General features: G+C 70.2%; 13 protein-coding genes. 10 read left to right on the plus strand and 3 right to left on the minus strand.

Annotation, left to right across the window (positions count from 1 at the left end; all coding sequences use genetic code 11):
- Positions 1–102: 102 nt before the first annotated feature.
- A complete protein-coding gene (rpsN, locus tag ACFVH5_RS42275) occupies positions 103–408 on the minus strand; it encodes a 30S ribosomal protein S14 (RefSeq protein WP_385839002.1) in 306 nt (101 codons plus the stop codon).
- On the minus strand, positions 408–644 hold the full coding sequence (rpmB, locus tag ACFVH5_RS42280) for a 50S ribosomal protein L28 (protein WP_384801594.1): 237 nt from the start codon (positions 642–644) through the stop codon (positions 408–410). The genes rpsN and rpmB overlap by 1 nt, the downstream gene beginning before the upstream one ends.
- Before the next feature lie 75 nt (positions 645–719).
- Here rpmB and rpmG point away from each other — a divergent pair, with 75 nt between their 5' ends.
- From rpmG to ACFVH5_RS42305, 5 genes are all read left to right on the plus strand, one after another.
- Positions 720–884: a 50S ribosomal protein L33 gene (gene rpmG / locus ACFVH5_RS42285; RefSeq protein ID WP_149512176.1), complete on the plus strand. Its 165-nt coding sequence runs from the start codon at positions 720–722 to the stop codon at positions 882–884.
- A 5-nt stretch (positions 885–889) separates the two neighbouring features.
- Positions 890–1,156, plus strand: a complete 267-nt coding sequence (locus ACFVH5_RS42290) for a type B 50S ribosomal protein L31 (protein WP_385839003.1) — start codon at positions 890–892, stop codon at positions 1,154–1,156.
- Positions 1,156–2,310 (plus strand): GTP-binding protein, encoded by a 1,155-nt coding sequence (locus tag ACFVH5_RS42295; protein ID WP_385839005.1) that lies wholly within the window; start codon positions 1,156–1,158, stop codon positions 2,308–2,310. Before ACFVH5_RS42290 ends, ACFVH5_RS42295 begins: the two co-directional genes overlap by 1 nt.
- Positions 2,311–2,314: 4 nt before the next feature.
- Positions 2,315–2,581, plus strand: a complete 267-nt coding sequence (gene rpsR, locus ACFVH5_RS42300) for a 30S ribosomal protein S18 (RefSeq protein WP_385839006.1) — start codon at positions 2,315–2,317, stop codon at positions 2,579–2,581.
- A gap of 400 nt (positions 2,582–2,981) precedes the next feature.
- Positions 2,982–3,200 carry a DUF397 domain-containing protein gene (locus ACFVH5_RS42305; RefSeq protein ID WP_384801779.1) on the plus strand — a complete coding sequence of 73 codons (219 nt, stop codon included), beginning with the start codon at positions 2,982–2,984 and terminating at the stop codon, positions 3,198–3,200.
- Between the two features lie 174 nt (positions 3,201–3,374).
- Here the strand turns inward: ACFVH5_RS42305 and ACFVH5_RS42310 are convergent, their stop codons facing one another.
- Complete coding sequence (locus tag ACFVH5_RS42310) at positions 3,375–3,872, minus strand: ATP-binding protein (protein ID WP_199854788.1); 498 nt, start codon at positions 3,870–3,872, stop codon at positions 3,375–3,377.
- Positions 3,873–4,216: 344 nt separating this feature from the next.
- On the opposite strand from ACFVH5_RS42310, the gene ACFVH5_RS42315 reads away from it, so the two are divergent.
- From ACFVH5_RS42315 to ACFVH5_RS42335, 5 genes are all read left to right on the plus strand, one after another.
- A complete protein-coding gene (locus ACFVH5_RS42315; RefSeq protein WP_384801782.1) occupies positions 4,217–5,041 on the plus strand; it encodes a helix-turn-helix domain-containing protein in 825 nt (274 codons plus the stop codon).
- 80 nt (positions 5,042–5,121) lie between these two features.
- On the plus strand, positions 5,122–6,585 hold the full coding sequence (locus ACFVH5_RS42320) for an aldehyde dehydrogenase family protein (RefSeq protein ID WP_385839007.1): 1,464 nt from the start codon (positions 5,122–5,124) through the stop codon (positions 6,583–6,585).
- A gap of 167 nt (positions 6,586–6,752) precedes the next feature.
- Positions 6,753–7,394 carry a PadR family transcriptional regulator gene (locus ACFVH5_RS42325; RefSeq protein ID WP_385839008.1) on the plus strand — a complete coding sequence of 214 codons (642 nt, stop codon included), beginning with the start codon at positions 6,753–6,755 and terminating at the stop codon, positions 7,392–7,394.
- 112 nt (positions 7,395–7,506) lie between these two features.
- Positions 7,507–8,472 carry an ATP-binding cassette domain-containing protein gene (locus ACFVH5_RS42330; RefSeq protein WP_385839010.1) on the plus strand — a complete coding sequence of 322 codons (966 nt, stop codon included), beginning with the start codon at positions 7,507–7,509 and terminating at the stop codon, positions 8,470–8,472.
- Positions 8,469–9,230, plus strand: coding sequence for an ABC transporter permease (locus tag ACFVH5_RS42335; protein WP_385839011.1), 762 nt, complete (start codon positions 8,469–8,471; stop codon positions 9,228–9,230). The genes ACFVH5_RS42330 and ACFVH5_RS42335 overlap by 4 nt, the downstream gene beginning before the upstream one ends.
- The last annotated feature ends 82 nt before the right edge of the window (positions 9,231–9,312 follow it).

The raw sequence follows: 9,312 nt of genomic DNA on the forward strand, positions 1-9,312 counted from the left end.
TCCCCACCGGGCCGCAGTCCGAAGTCGGCCTCAGTCACCCCCTCCCCACCGGGCCGCAGTCCGAAGTCGGCCGCAGTCACCCCCTCCCCCCCCCAACAACCCCTACCAGGAAGACTTCCGCACCCCCGGTAGGTAACCCCCGTGCCCCAGCACCCGCAGGTTCACCCGGGACACTCCGAACGCTCGGAAATAGCCCCGCGGACGCCCGTCCACCGCGTCCCGGTTGCGTACCCGACCCGCCGCGGCGTCCCGTGGCTGTCGTCGCAACTCCCGCCCGGCGGCGAGCCGTTCGGACTCCGTGGAGGACGGCCGGCGCACGATCTCCTTCAGTTCGGCCCGCCGCTCGGCGTACCGCGCGACCACCACCCGCCGCGCCTCGTTCTTCGCGATCTTGCTCTTCTTCGCCATCAGACCTTCACCCCGCGGGCCCGGATGCGCGCCACGGCGGCCTCGACGCCGATGACGTCGACGGTCTTGATGCCCTTGGTGCTCAGTTTCAGCCGGACGAACCGCCCCTCACCCGGCAGCCAGTACCGCTTGCTCTGGATGTTCGGGTCGAAGCGGCGCGACGTGCGCCGGTGCGAGTGCGAGATGGAGTTGCCGAAGCCCGGCCGGGTCCCGGTCAGCATGCAGTGTGCGGACATGGTGAGTGACGTACCTCTCTCGATCTCTTCCGTTCCCGTTATTGGTAATGGGATTCGTTTTCATATACTAGCCACATGGCACGCAACGAACTCCGCCCGGTCGTCAAACTCCGGTCCACGGCCGGGACCGGCTACACGTACGTCACCCGCAAGAACCGTCGCAACGACCCCGACCGGCTGACCCTGCGCAAGTACGACCCCCGCGCGGGCCGGCACGTCGACTTCCGAGAGGAGCGCTGAGCGTCATGCGCGAGGGAATCCATCCGGCGTACGGGCCCGTCGTCTTCCGGGACCGGGCCGCGAACCACGCCTTCCTGACCGGCTCGACCATGACGAGCGGGAAGACGATCGACTGGGAGGACGGCAACACGTACCCGGTCGTCGACGTCGAGATCTCGAACGTGAGCCACCCCTTCTACACGGGCACGGCCCGCGTACTGGACACGGCCGGCCGCGTCGAGCGCTTCGAACGCCGCTTCGGCACCAACCACCGTACGAGCGGGGAGCGCTGATGCTGTCCGTCGCCGTCGTCGGCGGGCTGCACGCCGACGCGCGCAGGCAGGCCGTGGAGCGGCTGCTCGCCGACGTGCCGGGCGCCGTGGCGCTGCACCACGACCTCGCGACGGCCGCGAAGGGCACGGTGGTGCGGACCGTCCGCGACCGCACCGGCATCGTCTCGGCCGGTGAGGCGCCGCTGGTCAACGACTGCGCGTGCTGCGCCCTGCGCGAGGACCTGGTCCCGGAGCTGGAGCGGCTCGCGGCGGACGGCGTGACCCGGCTCGCGATCGTCGAGCTCTGGGACTCGGTCGAGCCGAAGGCGATGGCCGAGGTGGTCGCGAGCGCCGGACTCCGCCTCACCGGCGTCATCACCGCGGTCGACCCCGCGCTGGTGCTCCCGTACCTCGGCAACGGCGACGACCTCGCCGACGCGGGCCTCGCCGCCGCCACGACCGACCAGCGCACCGTCGCCGACACCTTCGCGCGTCAGCTGGAGTACGCCCCGGTCCTGGCCCTCGCGGACTCGGCGGAGGCCGACGACGAGGACCGCGCCCTGCTGGCCCAGCTCCACCCGACCGCCCGCCGGATTCCGATCGATCCCGCCGCGTCCGACCCCTCTCCGGTCGCCCCCTCGGCCCTCGCCGCCGCGGCACTCGCCGGCTTCGACGTGGAGTCGGCCGCCGCTGCGCAGCATCCGGCCTGCGCGCTGCTGCCCGCGGAGGCGGACGAGTGCGGGGTCGCCACGCTCGTGTGGCACCGGAGCCGGCCGTTCCACCCGGAGCGGCTCTACGCGGCGCTGGAGGACCTGGCCTGCGCCGCCGCGCGCAGCCGGGGCCGGTTCTGGCTCGCGGACCGGCCCGACACCCTGCTGCACTGGGACGCGGCCGGCGGCGCCCTGTGCGTGGAGAGCGCGGGGCCGTGGATGGCGTCCCTGCCCGACGCGGCCTGGGACATGCTGCCGCCGGTGCGCCGGGCCGCCGCCGCGCTCGACTGGCATCCGGAGCACGGCGACTGCTGCCAGCACCTCGTCTTCACCTCGCCGGGCCTGGACCGCGACGGGCTCGAACTGCTCCTGGAGTCCTGCCTGCTGACCGACAGGGAGTACGCCGCCGGCCGCACCGCCTGGAAGCGGCTCCCGCCCGCCTTCGACATCCTCCTGGAGGTCTGACCCCATGGCCCGTGACGCCGGTGCCGGTGGCGCCCGTAACGCCCGCAGTCCCGGACGCAAGCCGTCCGCGCCCCGCCCCAACCCGTTGGATGCGGCGAAGATCACGTACATCGACTACAAGGACACGGACCTTCTGCGGAGGTTCCTCTCCGACCGCGGAAAGATTCGCAGTCGCAGGGTCACCCGGGTCTCGGCCCGGCAGCAGCGACGGCTGGCCCGCGCGATCAAGAACGCCCGCGAGATGGCTCTGCTGCCCTACGCGTCCCGCTAGTCCCGGCCGCCGCGCGGGCGCCGGCCCGTTTCGGGAGGCGCCCGCGGCCCCTCTGTTCCCCAGGTCCCCCAAGGTCCCCGTGGTCTCCGGGGCCTCGACCGCCCCGGCCTGCCCGCCGCCCCCGCCCCGCCCGTTCATTCTTCGGGCGGGGCGGGCCCGTCTCGGAACAGGAACGGCCCGGTGTGCGTCTCTTCCCTTGACGGGGCGCGGAGTTGGAACGATTCGGGCTTCGCGACCGTCAAACCTGTAACCAGGAGAACACCCCCCGTGCACGTGCATCTGCCCATGCATCTGCATGTGAAGACAGCTATGATCCGGGGCAGTTGACCACTGCATCTATGGCAACAGACGCCAATGCACCACCGGGGAGCGACCTGTGGACCACGACGTGTACAACGGCATGGCTGCCACGGAGCTGCACGGGGCGGCCTGGCAGAAGAGCCGGCACAGCAACTCGCAGGGTTCCTGCGTGGAGTTCGCCCGGCTGCCCGGCGGCGAGGTGGCCGTGCGCAACTCGCGCTTCCCCGACGGCCCGGCCCTCGTCTACACCCGCGCGGAGATCGAGGCCATGCTCCTGGGCATCAAGGACGGCGAGTTCGACCACCTGACAGCGGGCTGACGCCGGCGGCCGTCAGGGGCGCGTGCGGACGCGGCGGATGCGGCGGATGCGGCGGATGCACAAGGGTGTATACGGCCTTCCCGGCCCGCGCCCCGCGGCAGGCCACAGCGGCCCGTGGCCCCGGGAGCCCGTAACGCGCGTAGAACCGCGGCGCGAAAAAAGCGCCGCGGTTCGTCACGCCGAGGGCCCCAGGCGGAACAGCGCCCACACGACCTTGCCGTTGAGGGTGTTGGCCAGCGGGTGCCATCCCCAGCCGTCGGCGAAGGACTCGACCAGGAACAGGCCGCGTCCCGACTCCGCCGAGAAGTCGTCGGAGTCGCCCGCGACCGGGCTGTCGTGGCTGGGGTCGCGCACCGCGCACACCAGTCTCTCGGTCCACCGCATCAGGTGCAGCCGCACGGGCGGTTCCTGGTCGGCGGAGCGGGGGGTGTCCGCGGGCAGCGCGTGCCGCAGCGCGTTGGTGACGAGTTCCGAGACCACCAGACAGACGTCGTCGAAGCGGTTGCCCACGTCCCACTGGTCGAGCGTGCGGCGGGTGAACTGCCGTGCGTCGCGCACCGCTTCGTAACGGGGCGGGAGGGCGCAGGAGGCGGCGTTGGAGACGGCCGCCGGGTCCAGTGGCGGAAGCCCCTGCCTTAACGGCTCCAGCATGGTCGATCCATTCGTCCCCATGCGAGGCACTCCCGGGGTTCGCGGTCGTTGCGATGCAGCGGTGGCGCTAGACCATCGTTCCGTCTGCGTTCGGCAGATGCAAGGGCAGATGCACGTGCACGCGCCCGAATTGGACCTTCCCATACCGCTTCTTGGTGCTTTTTTCCGCCATCTCTCCGCCACATTTCTGGGTCTGGCTTGTCTTCTCCTTGTCGTTTCCTGTGTAACTCCCCTGGAAGCTTGCCGTTTCTGTAACCGAACGAGTACTGCTTGAAGTGTTTTAGTGGCAGACTGCGGCCCTTGAAGACGGGTTGGGGAGGCTGGCGAACGTGAGCGCGCAGGAGTCGGGATCGGTGGTACGGCGCATGCTGCTCGGCTCACATCTGAGGCGGCTGCGCGAATCGCGTGGGATCACCCGGGAGAAGGCCGGTTACTCGATCCGAGCCTCCGAATCGAAGATCAGCCGTATGGAGTTGGGCCGGGTGAGCTTCAAGACGAGAGACGTCGAGGATCTGCTGACGCTCTACGGGATCGCCGACGAGGCGGAGCGCAAGTCACTGCTGTCGCTCGCCAAGGAGGCCAACGTCGCGGGCTGGTGGCACAGTTACTCGGACGTCCTGCCCAGCTGGTTCCCGACCTATGTCGGCCTGGAGGGCGCCGCGGCCCACATCCGTTCGTACGAGGTGCAGTTCGTGCACGGGCTGCTGCAGACCGAGGCGTACGCGCACGCGGTCGTCACCCGGGGCATGAGAGGCGAGAGCGGGGCCGACATCGACCGGCGGGTGGCGCTGCGCCTGGAGCGCCAGAAGTACCTCGTGTCGGAGAGCGCGCCCGAGTTCCACGTGGTGCTGGACGAGGCGGCGCTGCGGCGGCCGTACGGCGACCGGGACGTGATGCGCGGTCAGCTCCAGCACCTCATCGACATCTCCCAGCGCCCGAACGTACGGCTCCAGGTCATGCCGTTCAGCTTCGGCGGGCACGCGGGCGAGAGCGGCGCCTTCACGGTGCTCAGCTTCCCCGAGTCCGACCTGTCGGACGTGGTCTACCTGGAACAGCTCACCAGCGCGCTGTATCTGGACAAGCGCGAGGACGTCGCCCAGTACGAGAAGGCGATGAAGGAGCTCCAGCAGGACAGTCCGGGCCCCGACGAGAGCCGCGATTTGCTCAGAGGACTGCTCCAACTCAGTTGAAACACCCGTACGATGACATGTGATCAGACCGTGAAGATGCATGGGCTGTTGCCTCGGGCAGCAAGGGATTGAGGGATCACATGTCGTCGTCCTACTTCACCGACCTGGCTCAGCAGTACATCGACGGCCGATGGCGTCCGGGCACCGGGTCCTGGGACATCATCGACTTCAATCCGTACGACGGTGAGAAGCTTGCCTCGATCACGATAGCCACGGTCGACGAGGTGGACGAGGCCTACCGGGCCGCCGCCCGCGCCCAGAAGGAATGGGCGGCGACGAACCCGTACGCGCGGCGGGCCGTGTTCGAGAAGGCGCTGCGGATCGTCGAGGAGCGCGAGCAGGAGATCGCCGAGGTGATCGTCGCGGAACTCGGCGGCACCCGGCTGAAGGCCGGCTTCGAACTGCACCTCGCCAAGGAGTTCCTGCGCGAGTCGGTCAACCTGGCGCTGCGGCCCGAGGGCAAGATCATCCCCTCGCCCGGCGACACCAAGGAGAACCGCCTCTACCTCGTCCCGGTCGGCGTCGTCGGTGTGATCAGCCCCTTCAACTTCCCGTTCCTGCTGTCCCTGAAGTCCGTGGCGCCCGCCCTGGCCCTCGGCAACGGTGTGGTCCTCAAGCCGCACCAGAACACCCCCGTCGTGGGCGGCTCCCTGGTCGCGAAGATCTTCGAGGACGCGGGCCTGCCCGCCGGTCTGCTCAACGTGGTGATCACCGACATCGCGGAGATCGGCGACGCCTTCCTGGAGCACCCGGTCCCGAAGGTCATCTCCTTCACCGGCTCCGACAAGGTCGGCCGCCATGTCGCGACCGTCTGCGCCGCGCAGTTCAAGCGCTCGATCCTCGAACTGGGCGGCAACAGCGCCCTGGTGGTCCTGGACGACGCGGACGTCGACTACGCCGTGGACGCCGCGGTCTTCAGCCGGTTCGTGCACCAGGGCCAGGTCTGCATGGCCGCGAACCGCATCCTCGTGGACCGCTCGGTCGAGACGGAGTTCACCGAGAAGTTCGTGGCCAAGGTGAAGTCCCTCAAGGTCGGCGACCCGGGCGACCCGGAGACCGTCATCGGCCCGGTCATCAACTCCTCGCAGGCGGACGCGCTCTCGTCCGTCGTGAGCCAGGCGCTCGCCGAGGGCGCGACCGCGCTCGTGCGGGGCACCACCACCGACAACCTCGTCGAGCCGACCGTCCTGACCGGTCTGCCCGCCGCGTCCGACCTTCTCCGGCAGGAGATCTTCGGCCCCGTCGCGCTCCTCGTGCCGTTCGACGGCGAGGAGGAGGCGGTACGGATCGTCAACGACACCCCGTACGGGCTCAGCGGCGCCGTGCACACCGCCGACGTCGAGCGCGGTGTCTCCTTCGCCAAGCGGATCGACACGGGCATGTTCCACGTGAACGACGGCACCGTGCACGACGAGCCGCTGGTCGCCTTCGGCGGCGAGAAGTCCTCGGGCCTGGGCCGGCTGAACGGCGAGGCCACGGTCGAGGCGTTCACCACCCAGAAGTGGATCTCGGTCCAGCACGGCCGCAGCTTCTTCCCGTTCTGAGGGGTACCGAGCGGTTCCGAGTGGTATCGAGCGGTTCCTGAGCCGACAGGTCCGCGCCGGGTCCCGGTGGGCCCGGCGCGTGGGGCGGCCCTAGGGCGTGCCTGACGCCGCCCGGCCGCCCTCCGGGCGACGACGGGAATTGTCAGACAGCCCCTAGGCTTGACCGCATGTCAGCGATCCGCCTTCTCGTCCTCGGCGCCGTACGTCAGCACGGCCGGGCCCACGGCTACCAGGTGCGCAACGACCTGGAGTACTGGGGCGCGCACGAGTGGTCCAACGCCAAGCCGGGTTCGATCTACCACGCGCTCAAGCAGATGGCGAAGCAGGGAATGCTGATCGCCCACGAGATCGCGCCCTCCACGGTCGGCGGTCCGCCGCGCACGGAGTACGAGATCACGGAGAAGGGTACGGCGGAGTACCTCTCCCTGCTGCGCGAGTCCCTGACCTCGTACGACCAGAAGCCGGACGTGCTCTCCGCGGCGCTCGGCTTCGTGGTGGACCTCGGCCGCGAGGAGGCGCTCGAACTCCTGGAGGAGCGGGTGCGGGGCATCGAGGAGTGGCGTACGGCCGTCACCGAGCACTATGTGCCGGACGACGGGCCCGGCCAGCTCGGTCACATCGGCGAGATCATGAACTTCTGGGTCCACTCCGCCGACAGCGGCGCCGAGTGGACCCGCGGCCTGATCCAGCGGATCAAGGGCGGCGCGTACACCTTCGCGGGGGAGGGCGAGCCGTTCGTCGGGGTGCTCTCGGAGGGCGAGGAGAACCCGTACAGCACGGGGCGGACGCATCCGGAAGACGTCGGTTAATCAAGTTTGACCAAAGCCTTGCGCGGGCATACCCTCCGTCGGTGCGTGGGTAGTCAAGTTTGAGTAATCGGGGATTCCCTGTGGGGGATCGGCTGTACATGGAGGGAGCCCGATGACCGACGTGATTGTCGTCGAGGGCGTGCGGAAGCGGTACGGGAACAAGTACGCGCTGGACGGGCTCGATCTGCGGGTCGCGCGCGGCACGGTGCACGCGCTGCTCGGCCCCAACGGCGCGGGCAAGACGACCCTGGTCAGGGTCCTGTCCACGCTGCTGCGGCCCGGCGGGGGCCGGGTGGAGGTGGCCGGACACGACGTGGTGACCGGGGCACGGGAGGTGCGCCGCCGGATCGGTCTGCTCGGCCAGCACGCGGCACTCGACGAGGAACTGGGCGGACACCAGAACCTGGAGATGTTCGGACGCCTCTATCACCTGGGTGCCCGCCACGCGCGCGTGCGGGCCGACGAGCTCCTGGAGCGCTTCGGCCTCGCGGACACGGGCCGCAAGCCGGTCAAGCGGTACAGCGGCGGTATGCGGCGGCGCCTGGATCTGGCCGCCTCGCTCATCACCGAACCGGAGGTGCTCTTCCTCGACGAGCCGACCACGGGCCTCGACCCGCGGGGCAGGACCGAGGTGTGGGAGGCGGTGCGCTCCCTGGTCGGCGGCGGTACGACGGTCCTGCTCACCACGCAGTACCTGGAGGAGGCGGACCAGCTCGCCGACGGGATCTCGCTGCTCGACCGGGGGCGGATCGTCGCGGGCGGCACGGCCGACGAGCTGAAGGCGCTGGCGGGCGGCGACCGTATCGACGTGGTGCTGCGGGACGGCGGCCGGCTGGGAGCCGCGGTCGCCCTGCTGCCGCTCGCCAGGGCGGAGATCTCGGTGGACGTGGACCGGCGGCTGCTGAGCGCCCCGGTCGTGGACCGCATGAAGGCGCTCGCCGGGGTCGTACGGGCACTGGAAGAGGCCGGGATCGAAGCTGAGGACGTGGCGCTGCGGCGGCCGACGCTGGACGAGGTGTTCCTGCGGCTGACCGCGGACGGCGAGCTCGGCTCCGACCCCGCGAAGGAGGCGGTGTGAGCACGTACGCGCTGAGCGATTCCTGGGTCATGACCCGCCGCGAACTCGCCCACTGGGTGCGGCAGCCGGCCCAGGTCCTGGTCGGGCTGGTCTTCCCGGTGATGCTGCTGCTGATGTTCAGCTATCTGATCGGCGGCGGCCGGGGCGTCGAGGGCGACTACGTCGACTTCCTGGTGCCCGGCATGTTCGCGCTGACCATGGCCTTCGGCCTGGAGGGCACGATGCTGGCCGTCACCCAGGACCTCAACAAGGGAGTGATCGACCGCTTCCGCTCGATGCCCATGGCCGACGGGGCGGTCCTGGTGGGCCGTTCGGCCGCCGACATGCTCCAGTCGGCGCTCGGCCTGTTCGTGCTGATGGGGGTCGGATACGCGCTCGGCTGGCGCGCGCACGGCACCCTGGGCGCCTTCCTGGGCGCCGTGGGCCTGCTTCTGCTGCTGCGGTTCGCGATGCTGTGGATCGGCATCCTGCTGGCGATGGTGGCGGGCAGACCGGAGATGGTGCAGGCCGTGCAGATCCTGGTCTGGCCCGTCGGCTTCCTCTCCAACGCCATCGCGACCCCCGAGTCCATGCCGGACTGGCTGGCCACGGTCGTCGCGTGGAACCCGCTGTCCCGGACGGCGACGGCGGTACGCGACCTGTTCGGCTCGCCGGGCGCCGAGGCGGGGCACGTCTGGGCGGCGATCGCCTGGCCGCTGGCCCTGCTGGCGGTCTTCTTCCCGCTGGCGGTACGGAGGTTCGGCGCGCTAGGCAAGTAGCCCTGCAAGTAGTCCTGCACGTAGCCGTGCACGTGTCCGGGCAGGCGCAGCGGCGACGGGGTGGCCGGGCCCCCGGCCACCC

Source organism: Streptomyces sp. NPDC127119 (assembly GCF_042677425.1).
Lineage (GTDB): Bacteria > Actinomycetota > Actinomycetes > Streptomycetales > Streptomycetaceae > Streptomyces.

Excerpts from the sequence above, each read along its gene's own strand:
- ACFVH5_RS42310 (WP_199854788.1), bottom strand. The coding sequence starts at position 3,872 with ATGGGGACGAATGGATCGACCATGCTGGAGCCGTTAAGGCAGGGGCTT.
- rpsR (WP_385839006.1), top strand. The coding sequence starts at position 2,315 with ATGGCCCGTGACGCCGGTGCCGGTGGCGCCCGTAACGCCCGCAGTCCC.
- ACFVH5_RS42290 (WP_385839003.1), top strand. The coding sequence starts at position 890 with ATGCGCGAGGGAATCCATCCGGCGTACGGGCCCGTCGTCTTCCGGGAC.
- rpsN (WP_385839002.1), bottom strand. The coding sequence starts at position 408 with ATGGCGAAGAAGAGCAAGATCGCGAAGAACGAGGCGCGGCGGGTGGTG.
- ACFVH5_RS42305 (WP_384801779.1), top strand. The coding sequence starts at position 2,982 with ATGGCTGCCACGGAGCTGCACGGGGCGGCCTGGCAGAAGAGCCGGCAC.
- ACFVH5_RS42295 (WP_385839005.1), top strand. The coding sequence starts at position 1,156 with ATGCTGTCCGTCGCCGTCGTCGGCGGGCTGCACGCCGACGCGCGCAGG.
- rpmG (WP_149512176.1), top strand. The coding sequence starts at position 720 with ATGGCACGCAACGAACTCCGCCCGGTCGTCAAACTCCGGTCCACGGCC.
- rpmB (WP_384801594.1), bottom strand. The coding sequence starts at position 644 with ATGTCCGCACACTGCATGCTGACCGGGACCCGGCCGGGCTTCGGCAAC.
- ACFVH5_RS42325 (WP_385839008.1), top strand. The coding sequence starts at position 6,753 with ATGTCAGCGATCCGCCTTCTCGTCCTCGGCGCCGTACGTCAGCACGGC.
- ACFVH5_RS42330 (WP_385839010.1), top strand. The coding sequence starts at position 7,507 with ATGACCGACGTGATTGTCGTCGAGGGCGTGCGGAAGCGGTACGGGAAC.
- ACFVH5_RS42315 (WP_384801782.1), top strand. The coding sequence starts at position 4,217 with ATGCTGCTCGGCTCACATCTGAGGCGGCTGCGCGAATCGCGTGGGATC.
- ACFVH5_RS42320 (WP_385839007.1), top strand. The coding sequence starts at position 5,122 with ATGTCGTCGTCCTACTTCACCGACCTGGCTCAGCAGTACATCGACGGC.